The organism is Vibrio chagasii, assembly GCF_002954585.1.
Taxonomy (GTDB): Bacteria; Pseudomonadota; Gammaproteobacteria; order Enterobacterales; family Vibrionaceae; genus Vibrio; species Vibrio chagasii_A.
The window spans coordinates 826165-848591 of the sequence record NZ_MSCI01000001.1 but is presented as its reverse complement, the minus strand read 5'-3'; the positions used below and the strand labels follow the sequence as shown (position 1 = coordinate 848591).

The 22427-nt window shown below is 40.0% G+C and carries 17 protein-coding genes; 12 read left to right on the top strand and 5 right to left on the bottom strand.

The window, feature by feature from the left end:
- Positions 1-2: 2 nt before the first annotated feature.
- The gene (locus BTO10_RS04170; RefSeq protein ID WP_105023657.1) at positions 3-2021 is read left to right on the top strand and encodes an EAL domain-containing protein; all 2019 of its coding nucleotides are present in this window, start codon (positions 3-5) and stop codon (positions 2019-2021) included.
- On the top strand, positions 2014-3939 hold the full coding sequence (locus tag BTO10_RS04165; RefSeq protein ID WP_004737199.1) for a transporter substrate-binding domain-containing diguanylate cyclase: 1926 nt from the start codon (positions 2014-2016) through the stop codon (positions 3937-3939). Before BTO10_RS04170 ends, BTO10_RS04165 begins: the two co-directional genes overlap by 8 nt.
- A gap of 572 nt (positions 3940-4511) precedes the next feature.
- Here BTO10_RS04165 and BTO10_RS04160 read toward each other — a convergent pair.
- Positions 4512-6044: a methyl-accepting chemotaxis protein gene (locus BTO10_RS04160; protein WP_105023656.1), complete on the bottom strand. Its 1533-nt coding sequence runs from the start codon at positions 6042-6044 to the stop codon at positions 4512-4514.
- 195 nt (positions 6045-6239) lie between these two features.
- Here BTO10_RS04160 and BTO10_RS04155 point away from each other — a divergent pair, with 195 nt between their 5' ends.
- Positions 6240-6929, top strand: a complete 690-nt coding sequence (locus BTO10_RS04155) for a response regulator transcription factor (RefSeq protein WP_105023655.1) — start codon at positions 6240-6242, stop codon at positions 6927-6929.
- Complete coding sequence (locus BTO10_RS04150) at positions 6926-8122, top strand: sensor histidine kinase (RefSeq protein ID WP_105023654.1); 1197 nt, start codon at positions 6926-6928, stop codon at positions 8120-8122. The genes BTO10_RS04155 and BTO10_RS04150 overlap by 4 nt, the downstream gene beginning before the upstream one ends.
- A gap of 48 nt (positions 8123-8170) precedes the next feature.
- Here the strand turns inward: BTO10_RS04150 and BTO10_RS04145 are convergent, their stop codons facing one another.
- Positions 8171-8758, bottom strand: coding sequence for a peptide permease (locus tag BTO10_RS04145; protein ID WP_141565386.1), 588 nt, complete (start codon positions 8756-8758; stop codon positions 8171-8173).
- 223 nt (positions 8759-8981) lie between these two features.
- Here BTO10_RS04145 and BTO10_RS04140 point away from each other — a divergent pair, with 223 nt between their 5' ends.
- Positions 8982-9635, top strand: coding sequence for an outer membrane beta-barrel protein (locus BTO10_RS04140; protein WP_102424154.1), 654 nt, complete (start codon positions 8982-8984; stop codon positions 9633-9635).
- A 94-nt stretch (positions 9636-9729) separates the two neighbouring features.
- Here BTO10_RS04140 and tkt read toward each other — a convergent pair whose 3' ends face one another.
- Entirely contained in the window at positions 9730-11721 is a 1992-nt protein-coding gene (gene tkt / locus BTO10_RS04135) for a transketolase (RefSeq protein ID WP_105023653.1), read from the bottom strand.
- Positions 11722-11799: 78 nt separating this feature from the next.
- Entirely contained in the window at positions 11800-12750 is a 951-nt protein-coding gene (gene tal, locus BTO10_RS04130) for a transaldolase (protein ID WP_004737207.1), read from the bottom strand.
- Positions 12751-13207: 457 nt separating this feature from the next.
- Here tal and BTO10_RS04125 point away from each other — a divergent pair, with 457 nt between their 5' ends.
- The 3 genes from BTO10_RS04125 to BTO10_RS04115 all read left to right on the top strand — a co-directional run bounded on the left by BTO10_RS04125 (position 13208) and on the right by BTO10_RS04115 (position 18923).
- A complete protein-coding gene (locus tag BTO10_RS04125; protein WP_008216278.1) occupies positions 13208-14200 on the top strand; it encodes a sugar-binding transcriptional regulator in 993 nt (330 codons plus the stop codon).
- 254 nt (positions 14201-14454) lie between these two features.
- Entirely contained in the window at positions 14455-17472 is a 3018-nt protein-coding gene (locus BTO10_RS04120; RefSeq protein ID WP_105023652.1) for a M6 family metalloprotease domain-containing protein, read from the top strand.
- 566 nt (positions 17473-18038) lie between these two features.
- The gene (locus BTO10_RS04115; protein ID WP_008216276.1) at positions 18039-18923 is read left to right on the top strand and encodes a LysR family transcriptional regulator; all 885 of its coding nucleotides are present in this window, start codon (positions 18039-18041) and stop codon (positions 18921-18923) included.
- Here BTO10_RS04115 and BTO10_RS04110 read toward each other — a convergent pair whose 3' ends face one another.
- Positions 18924-19382, bottom strand: coding sequence for an A24 family peptidase (locus tag BTO10_RS04110; protein ID WP_105023651.1), 459 nt, complete (start codon positions 19380-19382; stop codon positions 18924-18926).
- A 211-nt stretch (positions 19383-19593) separates the two neighbouring features.
- Between BTO10_RS04110 and BTO10_RS04105 the strand changes: the two genes are divergently transcribed.
- From BTO10_RS04105 to BTO10_RS04090, 4 genes are read left to right on the top strand one after another with little or no spacing between them, the layout of a single operon-like run.
- A complete protein-coding gene (locus tag BTO10_RS04105) occupies positions 19594-19806 on the top strand; it encodes a Flp family type IVb pilin (protein ID WP_004737212.1) in 213 nt (70 codons plus the stop codon).
- 54 nt (positions 19807-19860) lie between these two features.
- Positions 19861-20637 (top strand): pilus assembly protein CpaB, encoded by a 777-nt coding sequence (locus BTO10_RS04100; RefSeq protein WP_105023650.1) that lies wholly within the window; start codon positions 19861-19863, stop codon positions 20635-20637.
- 1 nt (position 20638) lies between these two features.
- A complete protein-coding gene (locus BTO10_RS04095) occupies positions 20639-21964 on the top strand; it encodes a type II and III secretion system protein family protein (RefSeq protein WP_004737214.1) in 1326 nt (441 codons plus the stop codon).
- Positions 21964-22425, top strand: a complete 462-nt coding sequence (locus BTO10_RS04090) for a hypothetical protein (protein WP_004737215.1) — start codon at positions 21964-21966, stop codon at positions 22423-22425. Before BTO10_RS04095 ends, BTO10_RS04090 begins: the two co-directional genes overlap by 1 nt.
- The last annotated feature ends 2 nt before the right edge of the window (positions 22426-22427 follow it).

The window sequence follows — 22427 nt, the reverse complement described above, 5'->3', positions numbered from 1 at the left end:
TTATGAATAATGAAAAAAATAAAATATTATTAGGTATATGTAATGTCATGGTGACTCTGATACCTATTCCAATTATATCTGGGTTGTTTTCACTACTTGCTCACGCTACATCATCATATGGTGACAAAACGGTTTCTTCGTTTTTATCTTCATCTTCAAATGTAATACAAGAAGTTTATCCTCTTCTATTGTGTATTTATTTCTCTTTGTTTTTAAGTAATAAATATAAACTGTCGCGAGCAATGGTTATAACACCATCACTTTCGACCATGTTTATTTTAATGAAAGCTGTATCGCTAACTAAAGATGATGATAATTTTTTCGAAGCATTTGTGTCATCTTCTGTTTTTTTATCAATTATTGTGCCTATTTTTGTAGCTAACCTTTTTAAAAGGATAAGTGAGAAACGATTTTTTAAGAGTGAATCTTTACCACAGGTTGTACAACAAACAGTAAACCTTATAGTTTGGACACTATTAGCGATATTCACTTTTATTTTTTGCTTTGAAGTTGTTTACGAATTCCTTTGCCTCGCTTTAGACAGCGCTAAAGTCGTCCTAAACTCAAATGAATGGGTTGCTCCTGAGTATTTACAAATTGCCATATATCTATTTTTTAAAAATATTACTTGGTTTTTTGGAATTAATGGAGCAAATTTCATTGGGGAATATGAACTATATGCACCGCAAGAATCATTAGTATTGACTAGTTTTCTTGACCAGTATTCTGCTCTGGGCGGTTCTGGGAGTACGTTGAGTCTCGTCATCTGTATGATTTTTTGTCGGAACTATAGGTATACAGCACTAGGTTGGATATCACTTTTATTTGGCATTTTTAATATTAATGAACTTGTTATTTTCGGTGTTCCGATTATGTTGAATCCATTCATGATGGTACCCTTCATATTAATACCTATAGTTCAAGCTCTAATAGCTTACTTTTTTCTAAGTTTAGGGGTAATCGAACCTGTTATTGAAAATTATAACTGGATGCTGCCAACGTTTTATAATACGTTCCATTTATATGGGTGGCTATCAAATGAAATGTTGTTGCAAATATTAAACTTTACAATCGGCGTGCTTATATACTTTCCATTCTTCAAAAGAATTAGTAATCTAACTTTATATTCAAGTGTAAAAATGACAAGTGATAAGTTTTTCGACTATGAAGATAGTAGGCAGGCTCTAGGTATCGGAGATGTTGTTGGTCAAGTTAATAAATCGATAAAAGCACAAAGAAATATTGAACGATTGCAGTCTACAGGAAAGTTTGAGCTATTCTATCAACCAATTTGTTCTGATGATAAAGACTCTATAGTTTCAATTGAAGCATTACTTCGTCATCGTTCACACGAGGGAAAAATAACACCTCCCACTTTTATTACTGATTTTCAATTGACAGGGATGATCGTCGATTTAGACCTTTGGGTTATTGAGAAAGCATTATCAGATTTTAGAAAAATTGCCAAAACCGCTGAGAACGCACTTGATAGTATCGCAATAAACGTTTCTCCAATCACCTTTTTGTCAGATAGTTTCATAAAAAGTTTCGTAGATATTGTCTTATCAAGTGAAGTAGGTTTTTCTGAGATAACACTTGAGATTACTGAGGATGTGCTTATCAGTGATGAGTCAGGAACTGTTGCAAAGATCGCTGAGCTAAGAGGGTTAGGAGTGTCGATTGCGTTGGATGATTTCGGCTCCGGTTATTCTTCCTTAGGTTATTTGTCTAAATACAAGTTTGATAAGGTCAAAATAGATAGGGCGCTGACAAATAATATTGATACTGAGATAGGTAGCAAGCTTTTCATGTTAACAACACAGATTGTAAAAACATTAGGTGCGGTCGCTATAGTAGAAGGTGTGGAAACTGAAAGGCAATTAAAATCTGTGAACCGATTAGGGCCATGTCTTGTTCAGGGTTATTATTTTTTTAGGCCGATGTCATTGTCTGCACTTAATAACCTATTAACGTCAAAATCATCGAAAGCAATAGATAAAGTTTGTGTGTGTTATGAATAGAATAGTTTTAGCCTTATTTCTTTTTTTATTTTCAACATTTACACTCGCAAAAGTTGTTAGGGTGGGTTCTCTAGGGCAAGATATTGTAGTATCTCAGACGCTGAGCAAACTTGAAAAAGATATGAATGTCGAGTTTAAAATAGTGACCTTTCAAAGTAATGAAGAAGCAGTTTCAGCTCTAGAGAACAAAGAGATCGACCTCATTTCTAATATTCATGCAATTGATAAGTTAACTGAACGATTTCGTTTTTCTTTACCTTACTCTTTTGATTATTCGTATGTTTATACCAAAATTCCAATAGACAGCGTTAATGTCTCCGAGCTTTGGATCGAACAGGATAGTGTCTATGCAAGCTTACTTAAATTACGGAACTCAAGTAGTCGCATTATCATGAAAACTTATGATCGTACGCTTGGTTTTGTGACGAGTTTCCACTACCCAGATAATGCTGTTGTCTTAGGAAGTATGGAGCACTTAGAAAAACTACTGTCTCAAGGTTATTATGCGGATCGAACGGTCAACTCTTGGTTTGTTCCACCTGTTGCGTTTGCTGGTCTAAAAGAGGGTGAAGGTAGGCTTATTTCTGATATTAATCTCGCTATACAGAACGGCTCTTATTTGTCGCAATCATCGAGTATTATTGAGATGCAAGAAAGGCAAGCTCGTATCTCTGGATTACGCAAATCAGTGCTTGCTCACAATATAGTTTCGCCCATTACCATTCGCTATAAAGCTGAAGACTTAGAGACCGATGGTTTAATAGAAGACTCCAGCGCGAGTAAAACTGCAATAAATGAAGCTTGTACTTTGCTTGGTTTTCAATGTCAGTTTGATAATGAAGTCGATGAGTCTTGGCAAAGCGTCTATGATAGTTTGTTAAACGAAGAAATTGATATGATATCTGGTATGGCAGTCAATGATAGTCGAAGCCGTCTTTTTAGTTTTAGCGAGATATATTATTACCCTGAGATGTACCTCGTTGGTAATTTAGATCAGTCGGGTCGAAATATTATTCTATCTGAATTAACTTCTGAACGTATTGGCGTAGTCAAAGGAGACTTCTTCGAGCAACTATTCAATAAATTTTTAACTAGCAAAAAACTGTACTTATATGAAAGTCAGGAGGCACTGATACAGGCTTTGGTTGCAGGAGAGATCGATTTTTTGCCAATTGGATCGATTAATTACAACAAGCTTATGTATGAAACAGGCTACAAGCTTCCGATTGATATCGTTAATAGGTTTAAACTTCCAATAGATTATGGAGTTGCGATAGCTTTTCAAAACAACGAACAAGGTCAAGTTTATGCTAAGCTGTTTTCAGAGGCAATGCAGATAGTAGATTTTCCAGAAGTCATTAGCAAGTTTAGTGACCGAAAGGATTGGCGAGCCTCCATGATAAAAATGAATAAATTTATCGAGTTTGCTATATCGATGATAGTGATTACTGGCCTACTAATGCTTTCTGTAATTGTTGCTTTGTATCATGAAGCGACAACCGATCAACTTACTAATTTGGGTAATCGTAGAGCCCTTTATCGTAAGTCTAATTCCAAAGTAATAAAAAACTCAGTAATCATATATGCCGATATCGATAAGTTTAAATTTATTAACGATACATATGGTCATGAAGCTGGCGATATGGTTTTAGAGAAGTATTCTCAAATTATATCAACGAAATGGCCAGGGAGAGCATATCGTATCGGAGGGGACGAATTTATACTCACAGCCAAACGACTATCACCAGGTCTGAGTTCTTTAGTCTCTGAACTTAAATCTTTTCGCGTATTTGTTGAAGGTATAGAAATGTGTGTTGATGTTTCTATGGGAAGTTTAGTTATAAAAGAAGATAATATCTGTCTTAGAGAAGCTCTTTCTCAGGTTGATGTAAGGATGTATAAAGATAAAATAGTATAAGTATCAAAGCTGCCATAATTCTTAGTCATCAGAAATAGGTTATCTGCCTCAGATAGCACTAGTCTATGAAAGATATATTGCTTATTCTTTTGACTGTCAGACGGCTAAGTTTGGCAGTTATTAGTTTGTGCCATGAGGTAGAAGGGATTGTCAAAATTATTCAATCTACCTTTTAGTTTTGCTGTAAAGACGTGCCCCCGCTTCAAGTATTAGATACCTGTTCCCGATTGAAAAGTCGTCAAATCAACTAGCTGATGATTTCCTAGACACCAAGCCTTCGTCCAAAGTTCTTATTCATCTTTATAATTTTGAGGATTAAGGTACTCATTTAAAACCCTTAGCGATGCTTACTTATGTACATGCTTGGATTAGGTTCAGTGTTGTTCAACGTATTTCATGCCGACCGGGGTATTGTCTAGCCTAAGTCTGCCAAACTTTTGGGGAAGGGGAGGTATTATTTATTAGGATAAGGCCACCATGCCAATGAGTCAGAGTTCGCTACCTACTGGCATGGTGATTATTATGGTTAAATGTTAGGGTTAAAAAACTTGTATTTAGCTTTGTTAGCTATATTAAACTTGCCTAAACTGGGCCACTAAGTTTTGTTGATCTTCTAGATATTGAGTCAGTTGGTCACTTGACTTGGTACTAGATTCGGCAGCACGCTGATTTTCTACTGATTTGTCATATATCTGTTGTATCGACTGGTTCATTTCGTGACTAACAGACGTCATCTCTTCAATAGCGGTTGCAATTTGAATGCTTCTGTCAGATATGTTGTTCACGTTTAGTAATGCATCATTAAGCTCTCTCTCCGTCTCATCAGAAGCCTCGATACATGAGCTGGATGCATCAATAGCGTCATCTATTAACATGGCGGCTTTACGGGTTTGACTTTGAATTTCAGATGTCAGAGTGGTGATTTTTAAGGTTGCATTTTGGCTTTGCTGTGAAAGAGTTCTCACTTCGTCTGCTACCACCGCAAACCCTTTACCATGTTCTCCTGCGCGAGCAGCTTCAATTGCAGCATTTAGAGCTAACAGTTTTGTTTGTTCTGAAACTTTACATATCAAGTCCACGACTTCGTCTATGCTGTCGAGCTTTTCGACTAGCTTGATTATAGAACTCGATGTTTGAGTCAACTCATCAGAGACGCGTGATATGTGTTGTGCTGTTTCGTTGACTGCTTTTTTACACTTGTCTACTGACTCTATAGAGGTTTCCGCGTTCCTCGATGTGCTAGACGCGTTCTCAGCAATTTCTGAAATCGCACTGCCCATTTCAGTGATCGCGGTTGCGGTTTGTGATAATTGATCGTTTTGCTCACTAATATTAGTCAATGTAATATTTGCAGCAGTCATATTATCTTTCGCAGTATTGAGTGTATCTGTATTGGAGGCTTGGATTCTTCCTACTACGGCGTTTAACTCTGATTTACGCATTTTCAGTGCAAGTTCAATTTGGCTAACGTCATCTAGACAACCGGTATATATTAGCTGTGCTAGAGGGTTGTCATAAATCTTCTGCGCGTTTTTTGTTAACTTATCGAGTCGCCTTGTTAAGGTAAAAGTCGATGTCATAGATAGCGTAAACAGTCCAAAAGCTAAACTATAATTCACCGGTGTTGCGTAGGCCAGCGCCAAGAATATTGGAGCATTTGATAGCGTTATTTTTTGCCAAAGCTTTAGTTTTGGTAGTGATAATCTTTTTATCTTTTCTCCATTATTTAGGCGTTTGTAGATGTTGTTAGCTCTGCAAACATTCTCCTGATCTGCAATTAGACGAACAGATTGGTACTCTACAGTTTTTCCATTCAATTTTATTGGGGTTGCATATGCATCCACCCAATAGTAATCGCCGTTTTTAGTTCTATTCTTTACGAGCCCCATCCAAGATTTTCCGGATTGCAAATGTGACCACATATCCTTAAATGCAGCTTTTGGCATATCCTTATGACGAACCAAGTTATGTGGTTGCCCTTTTAGTTCTTCATAACTAAAACCCGCAACGGTACAGAAATTGTCACTGGCATAAGTAATATAGCTATGTAAATCCGTTGTTGATAGTAAGTTAAAACTAGCAGGAAAAGTTATTTCTTTGCTCAATTGATATGACCCCCGTCAAATTATTATTCACGTTAAATTACATCGCTTGTACTCGTATCGATAGTAATCGAGTTAAAGAGCCATCAAGTAACGACGCTGTATAACTCAGAGATTGCCTTACATTGACTTAAAGAAGCCTAAGCTAGTTTAAGGTATACTTTTAGCTGTTTAGTAAGCATAAAAAGAGGCTGTCAAATGTTAGACATATTAATTATTGAAGACGATAACGAGTTGAGAGAAATGCTCAGTTACTTACTGTCAATTGTTGAGGGGTTTAACGTTGATTCTTTAGCGACGGGAGAAGGAGCGGTAGAGCACATTGAATCGAAAAAGCCTAGGTTAATTTTGTTAGATATACAACTCCCCGGGCAATCTGGTTTGGAAATCCTAAGCGAAGTAAAACGAAAAAATATACCGTCTGCGATTATCATGATGACAGCCAATGATAGTGAATTATGTGAAACGAATTCTCTCGTTTTAGGGGCGCACGATTACGTTTCGAAGCCTATTCGCAGTAATGTGTTGGTAGAGCGTATCAAGCGTCAACTAAGTGCGGTTGACAAAAAAGTAACTATCTCTTGTGATTCAAACAACTTCTACTTGCGCGAGCAAGATTCAGCTCTTATTTATAACGACATTGTTGTTAGCTTGATCCCTTCAGAGTACGAACTAGTCGAGGTTTTAATCGATGCCAATATGCCTATGATGGTTAGTGATATTTTTGAGAAGATTCATGGGTTTAGTTACCATGTCGAAGACCGCTCCATTTATATGCGTATTTCTTCATTACGTAAAAAGTTACTTCGTTACTTACCCGAGATCCAGTTAATTAAAAATCGAAGAGCTAAAGGGTTTTATTTAGCGCATCCAGTGAGCAAGTTATGAATGCTTTTTTGTCTCAGATCGTTGCATCTGTTGTTATAGGCTATTTAATTAGTTCGGTATTGTCTTTTAGCCTTATTCTGCCTTTGAAAAAAGATGCAGAACGGGAGCTCAACCTTAAACGCGTTGAAATGGTTATTGAAGGTTTTATTGAACATGATCAGAGCCGGCAAATAGGTGCAGATAATGTTTGGCGATTTCAGTGTGATGTCGCTTCTGATACTGACAAAATCCAATCGAAAGGTGACATTCATACAATTGTGAAACGTTACGATACTGACCGTTTTATTCTCGGTGCATTTAACAGTAAAGCATATCAAGATGACGCACATGTTAAGCGACTTAGGTGGTTAGGTTTACTTGATGGTCTGTTACAGGTTACATGCACATTATTAGTTCTCTTGATATCACTGAGGACCTGGTCGAATGGCTTGAAAGAAATGCAGCGATTATCAACCGAGTATATGAAAGGAAACTTTGCGAGTCGCGCTTGTAGAACAGGTCCTGAACCTATTCGTAACTTAATCGATAACCAGCATATCATGGCAGAATCGCTGAGTAGCTTGATAAACAAACAAAAAGTTATTTATGCATCTTTGCCACACGACATTCGTACCCCGCTAGCTTCAATTCAACTGACTAGTGATATGCTCCTTTATGAACAAGGTGATAATCAGTATCTGACAAAGAAATTGGCAACTCAAGTTGATAGTTTGAACACCTTATGTGAGAGCAGTTTGTATTTGTTTAAATTGATGAACGGAGATATCCAAGCGGTAAAAAGACAAGTTAACCTGCAAACTATTCTATCATCGTTCAACAATGTTCTTGGTTCACATCAAACGTTGACAATATATGGATGTGACACGTTGGTACAAACAGATAGCGCTATCGTAAGGATTGTATTTCTCAACATTATCTCGAATGCGTTGAAGCATGCAAAATCAGAAATCACGGTCTCTTTAGCTCGTTATCCCAAACATGACGTACTACGTTTTTGCGATGATGGTTGTGGCATAGAAGAGAAAATCGTCAGCGCGTTCAATGCGGGGACGCTAGGGGAAATTAAATCACAGCAAGGATATGGTATTGGATTAATACTCATATCTGAGTTGACGAAGGTTTTAGATGGGATTGTTTTACTTTCAAACAATAACGTTGGAGGAAAAGTCACACTAGTGATTCGTAGAGGGTAGTCTTGCTGCACTAGGAGGAAGTGTACTTCCCCCTAAGAACCCTATACGTTATGCGTCTTTTAGACGGTTAAGTGTATCGATAAACTGATCAATAGAACGATGGTTCGATAAATTTACGCTGAATTTGCCATTGACGACGAATGCAGGAATTGCCGAGATTCGGGCGGTCTCTGTTAGATTTATAGAGTCGTGGATCATTGATTCGACTTCAACGAGCTGATCTTCTGACAACTGCTGTGTATTGAGCAATTTAAAATCAGAAAATAATAAATCAGCATCCGAAAGTTTCAATTCACCAGTTGATTGGACGATCGCAAATAGTTCGTAAAGCAAAGCATGCGGAACCGGGTCGACTTGCACTTTAGCTGTATAGTAGAGCCTTGCCGAAGTTTCAGTCAGATCATCAAAAACTGCATGAATACGGTTGATTTCTAGCTCTTTTAGTCGACTATTCTTTTCGAATAATGTCGACATGTTCCAACACGGGTTACAGGTCAATGAGAAGAATTTGTCTATCGATTTATCAGAAGAATAAGCTTCAGCTAAAGGTGTATAAAGTTCTTTTTCGAAAAAAGCTGCATTGGCACTGTTACAGGCAAGCATTATTGTAAATGAAGTGAATAGTCTTCTAAGCATCTCGTTACCATTGTTGATTAATTACTCTATACAATCCTATATTGCGGCACTTTTTAGTTCTTTAAGTAAATGTAAGAGGCTAAGCGTATACACAGGTGGTGTTGGTTTGCACAAAAAGGAAGTGGGGACTTCTATTTGTAAAAAATTGAAACAAAAATAAAACATCGTTCAATTGAGGTTAAGTTACACTTCATATATTCCAATCAAAAGACAGAGCATCAGCATGCGCCCCCTTATCGTTACCACCATTTGCTTAAGTTTTATTAGTGCTCCGTGTATAGCCTCAAAAGGATCGAATTACCTCTACACGGGGTATCAAAATACGAGGGTGAGTGACGATGGCTTTCAAGATTACTTTGACGGTGCCTACAATAACTCAGGGAGTAAGCAGCTTTACGGTGGTTACGTCGGCGGTAACTATGCCTTAAACGATACTTTCTTCGTCGGTTTCGACTCTTCTGTGACCACACGCTCTTCGACGACACTGTCTGATTTGTCTGTTCAGTTGGGCTGGTATCATCCTATTACTTCTCAGGTTGAGCTTTACGCTTCTGGCGGGGTGAATTGGGTTAGGCCGCAGAGACGCTCTTCGTGCCGAAATGACACCATTCTTGGACCGTGTGATAGAGAGACCACCAAAAACTACGATGAGGGCTTTATCGGAGAGGCTGGGGCGATTGTTTCTATTAACGAGCGTTGGTCGTTGCAACCATTTTATAGCTATTCTGACACGCATAAACATGGTTTAAACAACTTCGGGGTTGTGAGCTCGGTTGACGTTCTTTCTTGGCTTGCGGTCGATGCTGCGTATGAGCACACGTATAGTAAAAACCTAAACCAGAATACACTTCGTCTGGGGGCAAGGTTTACGTTTTAACGGTGAAAGGTGAGATACAAAAAAAGCCCTACATGAAAATGTAGGGCTTTTGGTATGCATCAACCTATTTCAAGGTGAGACAACTGAATCAAGATTAAGCTAGAAGCTCTTTCGCTGTCTTTACTACGTTTTCAGTAGTGAAACCGAACATCTTGAATAGCTCACCTGCTGGTGCAGATTCGCCGAACGTTGTCATACCGATGATCTTGCCACCGAAACCAACGTACTTGTACCAGAAGTCAGCGATGCCAGCCTCTACAGCGATACGAGCTGTTACGTCAGATGGAAGTACAGATTCACGGTACTCAGCGTCTTGCTTGTCGAATGCGTCAGTTGCAGGCATTGATACTACGCGTACCTTCTTACCTTCAGCTGTCAATTCAGCTGCAGCGTTAACCGCTAGCTCAACTTCAGAACCGGTAGCGATAAGGATTAGCTCTGGCTTACCTTCACAATCTTTCAGGATGTAACCACCCTTCGCGATGTTAGCTACTTGCTCTTCGCTACGCTCTTGCTGTGCAAGGTTTTGACGAGAGAAGATTAGAGACGTTGGGCCGTCTTTACGTTCGATAGCCAGTTTCCAAGCGACTGCAGACTCAACTTGGTCACATGGACGCCATGTGCTCATGTTTGGAGTTAGACGTAGAGAAGCCATTTGCTCAACTGGTTGGTGAGTTGGGCCATCTTCGCCAAGACCGATAGAATCGTGCGTGTAAACTTGAATGTTCTGAACTTTCATCAGAGCAGCCATACGCATTGCGTTACGAGCGTATTCCATGAACATTAGGAACGTTGCGCCGTATGGTACGAAACCACCGTGCAGAGCGATACCGTTCATGATAGCCGTCATACCGAATTCACGTACACCGTAGTGGATGTAGTTACCCGCTGGATCTTCAGCAGAAACAGATTTAGAACCAGACCACATAGTTAGGTTAGAAGGTGCAAGGTCAGCAGAGCCGCCTAGGAATTCAGGTAGCATAGCACCGAACGCTTCTAGTGCGTTTTGAGACGCTTTACGTGATGCAATGTTTGCTGGGTTAGCTTGAAGGTCAGCAATGATTTGGTTCGCTTTCTCTTCCCACTGTGCAGGAAGTTCACCGTTTACGCGGCGTTTGAATTCAGCTGCCAGCTCAGGGTGTGCTGCTTCATAAGCTGCAAGTTTCTCGTTCCACGCTGCTTCCTTAGCTGCGCCTGCTTCTTTCGCATCCCATTCTGCGTAAACTTCCGACGGAATTTCAAAAGGACCGTGCTCCCAACCAAGTTCTTTGCGTGTAGCTGCAATTTCTTCAGCGCCTAGTGGTGCACCGTGACAGTCGTGTGAACCAGATTTGTTTGGAGAACCAAAACCGATGATAGTTTTAGTACAGATTAGAGTAGGGCGTGGGTCTACTTTAGCTGCTTCAATTGCTGCGTTGATTGCTTCAGCGTTGTGGCCATCTACTGCTGGGATTACGTGCCAGCCGTACGCTTCAAAACGCTTAGGCGTATCGTCAGAGAACCAACCTTCAACTTCACCATCGATAGAGATGCCGTTGTCATCCCAGAAAGCGATAAGCTTACCAAGACCTAGCGTACCTGCTAGAGAACATGCTTCGTGAGAGATACCTTCCATCAGACAGCCGTCACCCATGAATGCATAAGTGAAGTGGTCAACGATGTCGTGGCCTTCTTTGTTGAATTGTGCTGCAAGAGTTTTCTCAGCAAGCGCCATACCAACAGCGTTAGTGATACCTTGGCCTAGTGGGCCAGTTGTTGTTTCGATACCCGGTGCGTAACCGTACTCTGGGTGACCCGGAGTCTTAGAGTGCAGTTGACGGAAGTTCTTGAGGTCTTCGATTGATAGCTCGTAGCCTGCTAGGTGAAGCAGAGAGTAAATCAGCATAGAGCCGTGGCCGTTTGAAAGAACGAAACGGTCGCGGTCAGCCCACTCTGGGTTTGACGGGTTGTGGTTCAGGTGATCACGCCAAAGAACTTCAGCGATGTCAGCCATACCCATAGGTGCGCCTGGGTGGCCAGAGTTTGCTTGTTGTACGCCGTCCATGCTTAGAGCACGAATAGCATTAGCTAAATGTTTACGGTCCATAATAACTACCAGTGTTTAAATATTGGATTGGAAATTGAAAGGGGAACGCAAACGTTCCCCTTTTTTAATTCTGTGTGATTACAGCTTAGCTGCGATCATGTCTTCTAGTTTGCCTTGGTCAACTGCGAAGTTGCGGATACCTTCTGCAACTTTCTCAACTGCCATTGCGTCTAGGTTGTGCTCCCATAGGAACTCAGCGTGAGTCATTGGAGCTGGGCGCTCTTTAGAGCCTTTAGAGTCAACTAGCTTCTCTACAACGTCTCCTTCAGCAGCTTCTAGTTCAGCTAGAAGTGCAGGAGCGATAGTCAGACGGTCACAACCAGCAAGTTCTAGGATCTCGCCGATGTTACGGAAGCTTGCGCCCATAACAACAGTGTTGTAGCCGTGCTCTTTGTAGTAGTTGTAGATGTCAGTTACTGAGATTACGCCTGGATCTTCAGATGCTTCGAAGTCGCGACCTTCTTTCGCTTTGTACCAGTCCATGATACGACCAACGAATGGAGAGATTAGGAATACGCCAGCTTCAGCACATGCACGAGCTTGTGCGAAAGAGAATAGAAGCGTTAGGTTACAGTTGATGCCTTCTTTCTCTAGGATTTCAGCAGCACGGATACCTTCCCAAGTAGAGGCCAGTTTGATTAGGATGCGATCGTTAGTGATGCCAGCATCGTTGTACATTTTTACTAGCTGACGAGCTTTAGCTACGCTGCCTTCAGTGTCGTAAGAAAGACGAGCATCAACCTCTGTAGAAATACGGCCTGGAATTGTTTTCAGGATTTCTTTACCGATGTTTACTGCAAGCATGTCACAAGTGTCTTGTACTTGTTGTGCTTTATCAGCGCTTTGTGCTTTAGCGTATTCGATTGAAGCATCGATAAGTGGCGCATACTCTTCGATTTGAGCCGCTTTAAGAATCAGAGAAGGGTTAGTTGTTGCATCTTCTGGCTGGTACTTTTTGATTGCATCGATTTCACCAGTGTCTGCTACTACTGTCGTTAGTTTACGAAGTTGCTCTAATTTGTTGCTCATTTTGATCATCCTATCTATCGCATTACATCTCGTGAGAAGAGAGATGTGGGCATTTGCAAGCTAACTAATGAAGTTCTCAGTGGAGTTTCCAGTGAGCCAAACTTACATTAATTTAAATTTTTCTTCGAACGAACATTTGCACAGAACATTTGATCGCTCGATGAGTAAATGATGTAGCCATATTTATCTGATCTAGCACCAAAGTCAACGACAAATAGTGCGGTATGGTGACTTTAGTCAAATATATTTCGCTCTAGTAATCATGGGCGATAGAAGCAAACGTTTAATACGCTGAGCAAGGTGAATTAATCAACAATAAAACTATGGCTAACACCTTGAACAAATGTTCCTTGTTGTTACATATGTTCAAGGTGTAAACTTGTGTATCACTTGCTTAGTCATCGAACATTTGTTCTTCAAGCAGGAAAATTATTGTTAAATATAGGTTGAGTGGTATATGAGTAAGAATATTCAAGATGTTTCCGAAGAAAACACTGATCTCCTGACTGAAGTCGCGGTTGCTTATTATCAGGATGGTGCCACCCAAGAAGAGATCTCGAAAAAGTTCTCTATCTCTCGTGCAAAGGTTGGTCGTATGCTCAAGCAAGCCCGTGATGAAGGTATTGTTGAGATAACGGTTAAATACCACCCTGTATTCAGCGCCAAGATCGAGCAACGTTTAATTGAACGCTTTGGTGTTAAGCGTGCTCTTGTCGCTCTGGATCAACCGAATGAAGAACAGCAACGTCTTCAAGTTGCCGGCTTAGTGTCTAACTATCTAACCAGTACATTAAAAAACGGCATGGTCGTAACAGTCGGTCAAGGTCGTAACGTATCGTCTGTTGCTCACCACACAGGTGTAATTACCCCACGTGATTGTAAGTTCGTGTGTGGCATTGGCGGTATTCACCCAAGAGGCGGTATGTTCAATGCCGACCACATCTGTCGGCAGCTAGCCAAAAAATACGGTGGTTCATCGGAAACCTTGTATGCGCCAGCTTATGCAGAGAACAAGGCCCAGAAAACCGCTTTTATGGAAAACAGCACAGTAAAGCAAACACTCGATCTCGCTCGAAAGGCGGATGTTGCATTAGTGGGTATCGGTGATATGAGTGAAAACAGCTACATGGTTGACCTAGGTTGGTTTACCGCCGGCGAGGTAGTTCAATCGCGTCTATTACAAGGTGTGGTAGGTGACTTCGCTGGCTATGACTTCTTCGACGTACACGGTAAAGCAGCAAACACAGTGATGAGTGACCGTGTTATTGGCTTGGGTTTAGAAGAGTTTCGCCCTATTGCTGAGGTGATTGCCATTGCTGCCGAGAACAGTAAACCGCTCGCGTTGTTAGGTGCATTAAGAACCGGCGTGGTTGATGTTATAGCAACCAGCGTAAGTAATGCACTAACCGTGCTGAACTTAGATGAGCAGATGACATTAATTGATAAATAAATTATTTATTGTTGGTCTTCCTTTTTAATGCGCTTTTATTCTGATTAAAAATGGGTGGGTTATTCAGCCTTCCCATTTGATTATATTATTTATATTGTCATAAATTAAATTTATATAAGATTAGGTATAACTATTATTTATAGGTTTAGTTAGAAACTTAATTGGTTTACATAAATCCCCATTGATAAAGTCGCGTTGCATTTAACGCATCAATTATCTCTTATTGAGAAAGAATTATTAATGGGATTATCCTAATGAGGACAAAACTAATTTGTACTGTAATAACAGCGTTATTAGCTGTTATTACAGTACAAGCAAGCACTTTACCTGCACCAATTTGGCATACGATAACTTTTGTTGACGGCAGTTCTAAAGAACTGCGGTTAATGGGCTCTCAGCATATGTTTTGGTATCAAGACCAAACAGGTAGCCTCTATATCCAAGACTCTGACAGTCAATGGTATTTTGCTAGATATGAAAAGAATGAAGAAGAGCAAGGCAGAATAGTTTCCACTGGAGTTCTAGCTTCGAGTGAGACAGATGTACCTTCTGAATCTAATGTTAGGCATATAAAAATAGAGCCAACATATTTCAATGAACTAATTGAATCACCCGCGGCTAACAACAAGAGGTTTAATTATATAAGGAACCAAAGTTCGCATGAAAGCCGAGCTTTAAATAATAAAATCATAGAGCAGCCATTATTAGTGGTACAAGTTAGCTTTTCAAACGAAAAAGTGGACCATGACTTTCAGTCGACGATATTTGGAACCAATCAACAAAGCGTCCAAGATTACTTTCTAAAAAATAGCTACGGTAACTATAAAGTTGTTCCAGCGAAAGAGAGTGAAGGAACAAAGAATGACGGTGTCATGAATGTCACTCTAGATATTGAACATCCAAACTGCCACTCCAAATCAGAGCGTAATTGCCAAACTAAACTCAATAATGTGTTTGAAAAAGCGTATGAAGCCATAGACGTGGATTTCAATCTTGCTCAATACGACTCGAACAATGACGATAGCATCTCGCCTCAAGAACTCTCCGTTATGTTCGTCTTTGCGGGTAATGATAAATCTAGCGGTACACGAAAGACTCCAACGATTTGGCCTCATAAGTACGCTCACAGTACCGTCGAGATTGATGGAAAGCGAATCAGCGCTTATTGCTTGTTTGCTGATTATCAAGACGATCATCAGTCAACCATGGGAGTAATAGCGCACGAACTTGGGCATTTAATGTTGGGTTTGCCGGATCTTTACTCTCATAAGCATGACGGCTCAATTGGACATTGGGGGTTGATGGGAGGCGGAAGCTGGGCAAGAAAGCCTAGCGACGAATACGCAGGTCAGACTCCAGTAAACATGCTGGCATGGAGTAAAGAGGCGTCAGGTTTTCTTAAGCCAACCGTTCTTTCAGAGAATGGCCTGGTCCAAATTGACACTCTTAAGGGGGAAAGTGTGATTCACCTTGACCCATACTTAAAGCAGTTTGGGCCTCGAGCTTATATTGAGAACCGACGCAAAACCGATTATGACCAAGCACTTCGTGGCGAAGGCTTGCTCATTACGGCGGTAAATATAGATAACCAGTTCAATAGTGATGGCCCTATGCAGGTTCAGGTATTTCAGGCTGATGGCGATGGGCTACTTGAGAGTGGGTTTTCATCCGGTGACTCGGGCGATGTTTTTCCCGGCAGAGAGGCAGTGACGAATATCTCTGATAATTCTGAACCATCTTTGACTGACATTACCGCAGGAAGAAGTACCGATGTAACCATCTCAAATATTAGTAGTGATGCTGATAAGGCAACATTTTCTCTAGCTATCCCCAACGCGGCCACTAAGTCGTCTTGGGTCACGTCATTTGGCCGAACTTATCCCCGTTATAGTACAAATACAAACGTGCTTGGCTTCGCCATTGATGTTGTTGAGGGGCGTGAGGATATTGCAGGGCTGCACTTCTACGCTAAGGCGACGAGTGTTGCTATGCCGATGTTTTATCGACTGATTGAGTATCCGTTTCAATCAAGATTTGGTAATGCTGTGATTGATGAAGCAGCTGGCCGTCTATTGCATCGAGGTGTTGCGCAGCAAGGTGGAGGGCAGATTATTTTTGATGAGCCTGTAAAGCTTGGACTTGGATCCAAGTTATTGGTTTTAGAGATTGAAAACGGCACACCTGAATATTCAACACAGTTTTTTGATGCTTATTTGGGTGATGGACAGAGGAAAGCACAATTCTCAGGGGCAATGTCCGATTATAAAACTCGAGGCTTGAGTCGTGGCTTCGGCCAAAACTTCCCTTTTGCGGTACTTTTTGAACAACCAAGCCAATCCATGCCTATTGTGGTAGATGACTCTGTCGTTACGGAAGAAGACAGTCCGTTTATGCTCAATTTATTGGCCAATGATCTTAATTTGCCGAGATCTCACCCATATTCAATTGAGATAGGTCGTAAGCCAGCTAAAGGTGTTATCAGAGGTATTACATATTTCCCCTCGAACAACCAGTTTGGACGAGATAGTTTTACTTATCGTCTTGTTGATGGTGGTGGATACCAAAGTGATTACGCGACTGTTGAGGTTGAAATTAGGCCGGTTAATGATGTTCCCCAATTTAAGCTCAATAAGATTCAGGTTGGTGCTGTAGCTGGTGAGAAAGTGGTATTCGAAGTAACGACGATTACGGATGTTGATTCAGCTGAACATCAGGTCACTTGGACTCAGACAGAAGGTGCTAGATTAGCATTGAGTGGTACACAATCGAAAACATTGACTATACATGTACCGAACGGAGCGTTGGAAGGTGAAAAGTATCGATTGAGCGTCAAGGTGCAGGATCCCGTAGGGGGGTACACCGAACAGTCGGTTACTATTGATGTGCATAAAAAGAAAGTATCGTTGTTGGAAACGAAGTCTCTACAAGTCAAATATGGCGATGAAGTCCAATTGTTTCCAAATATTAATGGTGAAGTGAAAGCGTTAAATATTCTTAAAGCCCCACGTAATGGACTAGCTAATATAATCGGTGCCCAGATTATTTATAATGCGCCAGCAGAGCGCAGGCAGGCTTTATATGACAATATTAAATATAAGGTCTTATTGTTGAGTGGTGATGAGTGGGTTGGTTCTTTTGATATAGAAGTTTTGCCTAATGTTTCAAACGAGTCAGAGGTGACATTGAATCAAGGTGATTCGTCAGGAGGCAGCTCATCGTTTCTTATTCTTTTTATACTCTGCTTACTCTCCAGGTTACGAATGAAGTGTTGAAATAAAACCATAATATAATTATGCATATACGGAAAGGGCTACGATTATTAGCCCTTTTTTGTGTCTTGCAAAACCTCATTTCAGAATAAAAACAGCGTATTTTGTCGCATTTTTTTGAATTAAGTAATATTTATAGGTGTTTAGTTTCACTTGATGGCTATCTAGATCACAAATTTGAACAATCATGTTTTTGAGTGACTTTTCATCTGAAGTCTTATAAATGACGAATTTTTACATAAATTTCAGAGCTTTTATTGCACCTTAAAGGTGGTCGATGTATAGCTTTTGGTTATAATTGTGTTCATTGTCATTAGTGTTGAGCATGTGTCGTGTAAGGGCTCAGGAAAACGAATGACAAGTTAAATATGTTGTTTGTAAAAGCACATAAGGATTGTGAATCAGTTGTTGGTTCGGGAAATGTATTTGTTTATGTAGATGGATATAAACATTACTTATGACTATATAAATAATGTTTTTTTGTATCTGAATGACACTATTGTTACTTTTACGCTGATTTTTAATAAGAATAATTAATAAAACAACGCAACATCGGGGTAGTTTTCACCATGAAAAACGTCAACAGATCTATCGACGTAAAATATTTAAGAACATTTTCACACGTTGCTAAGCACAAAAGTTTTACAGCTGCCGCTGAGTCTCTATTTATGACACAGCCCGCGGTATCTCAACATATTAAAAAGATCGAGAGTACAATAGGGGCAAGTATTTTTGATCGAAAAGAAGGATTTTTACTGACTAAACATGGAAAAGTATTACTGGATTATGCTGACCAAACCATGTCCATGTATGAGAGGTTATTTGAAGATCTAGAGAAAGTGGAGCTAAGAGATCAATTTAACATAGCGATCGACGAGTCATTTTGTTTCGATTTGGTCAATCGAGTAATTAATGAATTTCGAATGTTAAACAATATCGACTTATCCATAAACAGTTTTACTAAGTCTTCTTCATTGGAGTTGTCGCGTTATGACTTAATATTTACTATGGATAGAATTTCACAGGGGAACGGAAAGTCCTATCAATTAAAAACGGTAAACTATGTGATCGCGTATTCTTGTTCCCTTGACCCTTATGAGTGCTATCCACAGAGAGTTGTTTTTTGCAGTTCATTGTCTAAGTCATATGTTCAAGAGCTATTAAACGACTACAATGTTGAAACATCTCACGTTACAAGTTGGGTTAAAACAAGCTCATGCCAATTGTTAAAAAATGAACTCGATACTAACGGGACGGTTTTGATCTTTCCTGAGTGGTCGGTATGTGATGAAAAGTGTAAGACAATCCCGTTACGTCAGAAAGTAAATATGTATGTCTGGTGTAGTGATGAAATTTCACAAGAACTCGAAACTCTAGGAATAAAAGATAAAATACAGCAACTTTTTCAGATTAGTGATATTTCCGAATCAGGAATAAAGCATAATATTATGTGATTAGTTTGATAGTGTTGAAATTGTGCTGAAAATAAAACAACTTAAAGCAATGGGTATCCCATAAGGGATACCTTTTTTGTAGCTATTGAAACGCTTTATCTTACCGATTATATACATTATTAAAACTAATCCCCCTCCCATAAAACCTATAGAAATCAAGGTTGCAATGACTAGATCAGGTTGAATTCCAACGACCAATGCTGTCAGTAACTTAACATCGCCAGCACCGATTACCTTGAGGTACCAAAGTAAAACTCCAATAACGAAACACACAATAGAGATCGGTAGGGATGAAGCCAAATAACCGTTTGATAAGGCTACAACCAGGTTAAATACCAATGCAATTTTATTTAAGTTGTTTGGTATTTTCCGGTGTTTCCAATCCAAAAAGCATACACAAGAAAATATTGATAGGTTTAGAGCGATTAAAAATGAGTAATTAATTATTTCTATATTCATAATTAAAGGGTATCTATGATTGGTTCTAATATCAATAAAATTGTAATTAATAATTATTATGAAGACATAAAAATAGTTTATCTATCTATTAAATAAGATTCTGTTATGCGATCATAATAACTATTAATTGGATGTATATTTCTAAATCCGGTAACTTTCATTTCGCAATTTCAATAAGACCAATGGTCGATATACTTTTTAGAGGATTACTATGTACTACCAAACTTTAGCAAAACTAGCTGAACTAAAAATGAAGTTCGAAGATGATATTCGCGGTGTTACTGCGGTGGAATATGCAATTATCGCTGTTGTAATGTCAGCTTTAGTACTTGCTGCATTTCAAACAGATGCGCTTAAAAATGCAATTACAGGTGCGTTGAATGCGGTTACAGCCAACTTGACTACTGCAACTACAGGCAATTAAACGGCCACAAATAATACTATATTAAGGGGCTTGGGCCCCTATTTTAGGCTTAATATGAACAGAATTATCATTCTCCTTCTTATCGCTTTATCTATTTTTTCGACATTGATATATATCAATAGTAATTATATTTCATCGGACAAAGAGCCACAACAAGTCCAGAAAAAAGAAGAACTCAAAGTGAGTATTTTAGTCGCTCAACAAGAGATCAAGCGCTCTCAACCCTTGACTCCCAATTTTTACGAGAAGAAGTTTGTCCATATATCGGATTTAGACGGCTATTACTATACCTTAGAAAAAGACATTGTTGTTCAACCTGGGGCTCTTTTTAAAGAAGACATCAAAGAAGGTACTTATTTAACACAAGAGATGATTTCAAACCCAGGAGACCGAGATTATATGTATCTGTCGCTTAATGATGGCGAATTGCCTTATTTTTATGAAGTAACAGGCATCGGGGTTGTACAAACATCGACCATTACTCCTGGCGATAAAGTGAGCTTTGTTTCTACTACATCTTCAAAATCAAACCTAGTAGAGAGTGGATATGGAGACATCGGTGATTTGGTCAGCCGAGTCATTATTAGTGGAGCGCGAGTATTACAGGTGATTAAAGGTAGCGAAGATACCGACTCACAAGATGCTGAAGATAAAAAATACAGCTTAGTTATTGCTCTAAATATGCGCAGTGTATTGAAACTCGAAATGGCTCAAAAAATTGGGGATGTAAATATCATTCCTTCAGAAATTGAAAACCGCTATTTATCTATTCGCAGTAGTGACTTATTAGAAACACAGTTTGGTGTCAGAGAACTACGTGGTAAGGACTAACATGAATTTAAATAAACAACATATAGCCTTGCTATTGTCTGCAATTCTCTCTTGCCCATTGCTCGCATCTGACTTAATGAACTTAGATCAAGGTGCGGCGAAGACCATTAATTTAAAGAGACAAATATCGACAGTATTTGTAGCGAACCAAGAGATCGCTGACTACAAAATTATTGATGAAAACAAGGTTGTCGTTTATGGCGTTGGCCAAGGCACTACTTCAGTGATTGTTTATGATCGTGGCGGAAACGAAATTTACAATGCTGAATTGGTGGTTAATCAAAGTCTAAGGCTACTAAAGCAGACGCTAATCGCACGATTCCCTGATGAAAACGTAGTGGTTTCCAATATCGGTGATCAAGTGGTACTCGATGGTATTGTTGGCAGTGAAGAGATTAAACAGAAGATCAACCGCCTTGTCGGTGAAATGCTTAATAAAGAACGTCGTCGTGCCGCTTACGAACTCAAAGATGCAGACGGTGAAGCGCTCGACGAAATAGAGTACACCGCACAATACAACTACGACCAAGTGATTAATAACTTAAAAGTGCTTACCACCGAGCAGATCAACGTAAAACTAACGGTTGCGGAAGTCTCGAGTTCATTTTTAACCGAGTTGGGTGTGACTTATAGTGACAGCGGTGAGCCAGGTACTTTTGTTAATAAGCTGCTTGACTTTACCGCTCAGGATATTGTTGCTGTTATTTCTGCGAGCGGTGATGACAAGATTGGACGCGTGCTGGCAGAGCCCAATCTATCCGTTATTTCTGGCGAACAGGCTAGCTTCCTAGCGGGTGGTGAAATCCCAATCGCGGTGCGAGACGAAGATGGCATTACCATCTCCTATAAAGAGTATGGTGTTAAATTGGCGATGGTGGCAAAGGTCACGGATACAGAGAACATCCGCTTAACCTTGATACCAGAAGTGAGCTCAATTGATGAATCAAATAAGACCACGACCGGGCTTATTTCCGTGCCTTCGTTACGTACTAGAAGAGCCCAAACTACGGTCCATTTGAAAGATGGCCAAAGCTTTGTACTCGCAGGACTGCTGACTTCAGAAGAGCGTGAATCGTTAACCAAGATTCCAATTTTGGGTGACATCCCAATCTTGGGCGCACTGTTCAGTCACACCTCTACTAACCGCTCTAAAACTGAACTCATTATCGTCGCTACGGTTAATTTAGTCGATCCAGTTGAGCAAGAGCAGGTCAAACTGCCGAGCTTTAGGCGTACCAGCGACCTTGAACGACTCCTGAGAATCGACCTTTCTGAACTTGATGAGCCAGAGCTAGAAAACACAATCAACCAAGGAGGGTTCAACTGATGAAATGGATCGCTATTACTCTACTAGTACTGCTTGCCTCTGCTTGTACGCATGTTGATAGCACGAACACCAGTGTTATTGAGCAACTAGAAGAACGCTTCGAGTTTGATACAACGATCAGCGAAGATTCAATGTCACGCTCTGTGGCTTTTATTCGAGAGCTGAATGCAAGAGAGCCTAAGTCAACGTTCTACGTCAAATACAAGCCAGATGCGAGTGAGTTCGTAGCTAAGTTTCGAGATAGGTTTAAATCGGAGTCGATTGCCAAAGACAGATATAAAGTCGAGCTTGCTGCTGATGACCAGCAGAAAAACATCCTGATCATAGGGCGATACGTTCGCATTAAAAGCAGTGATTGCGGCGTGATGGTGTTTTCGAAACGTGAGGACTACCAATTTGGCTGTAGTGTTGAGCACAACCGTAACATTAGCTTGGTTAACCCAATCAAAAAGGCGAAGTAGCG

Excerpts from the sequence above, each read along its gene's own strand:
- BTO10_RS04170 (WP_105023657.1), top strand. The coding sequence starts at position 3 with ATGAATAATGAAAAAAATAAAATATTATTAGGTATATGTAATGTCATG.
- BTO10_RS04165 (WP_004737199.1), top strand. The coding sequence starts at position 2,014 with ATGAATAGAATAGTTTTAGCCTTATTTCTTTTTTTATTTTCAACATTT.
- BTO10_RS04155 (WP_105023655.1), top strand. The coding sequence starts at position 6,240 with ATGTTAGACATATTAATTATTGAAGACGATAACGAGTTGAGAGAAATG.
- BTO10_RS04150 (WP_105023654.1), top strand. The coding sequence starts at position 6,926 with ATGAATGCTTTTTTGTCTCAGATCGTTGCATCTGTTGTTATAGGCTAT.
- BTO10_RS04145 (WP_141565386.1), bottom strand. The coding sequence starts at position 8,758 with ATGCTTAGAAGACTATTCACTTCATTTACAATAATGCTTGCCTGTAAC.
- BTO10_RS04140 (WP_102424154.1), top strand. The coding sequence starts at position 8,982 with ATGCGCCCCCTTATCGTTACCACCATTTGCTTAAGTTTTATTAGTGCT.
- tkt (WP_105023653.1), bottom strand. The coding sequence starts at position 11,721 with ATGGACCGTAAACATTTAGCTAATGCTATTCGTGCTCTAAGCATGGAC.
- tal (WP_004737207.1), bottom strand. The coding sequence starts at position 12,750 with ATGAGCAACAAATTAGAGCAACTTCGTAAACTAACGACAGTAGTAGCA.
- BTO10_RS04125 (WP_008216278.1), top strand. The coding sequence starts at position 13,208 with ATGAGTAAGAATATTCAAGATGTTTCCGAAGAAAACACTGATCTCCTG.
- BTO10_RS04120 (WP_105023652.1), top strand. The coding sequence starts at position 14,455 with ATGAGGACAAAACTAATTTGTACTGTAATAACAGCGTTATTAGCTGTT.
- BTO10_RS04115 (WP_008216276.1), top strand. The coding sequence starts at position 18,039 with ATGAAAAACGTCAACAGATCTATCGACGTAAAATATTTAAGAACATTT.
- BTO10_RS04110 (WP_105023651.1), bottom strand. The coding sequence starts at position 19,382 with ATGAATATAGAAATAATTAATTACTCATTTTTAATCGCTCTAAACCTA.
- BTO10_RS04105 (WP_004737212.1), top strand. The coding sequence starts at position 19,594 with ATGTACTACCAAACTTTAGCAAAACTAGCTGAACTAAAAATGAAGTTC.
- BTO10_RS04100 (WP_105023650.1), top strand. The coding sequence starts at position 19,861 with ATGAACAGAATTATCATTCTCCTTCTTATCGCTTTATCTATTTTTTCG.
- BTO10_RS04095 (WP_004737214.1), top strand. The coding sequence starts at position 20,639 with ATGAATTTAAATAAACAACATATAGCCTTGCTATTGTCTGCAATTCTC.
- BTO10_RS04090 (WP_004737215.1), top strand. The coding sequence starts at position 21,964 with ATGAAATGGATCGCTATTACTCTACTAGTACTGCTTGCCTCTGCTTGT.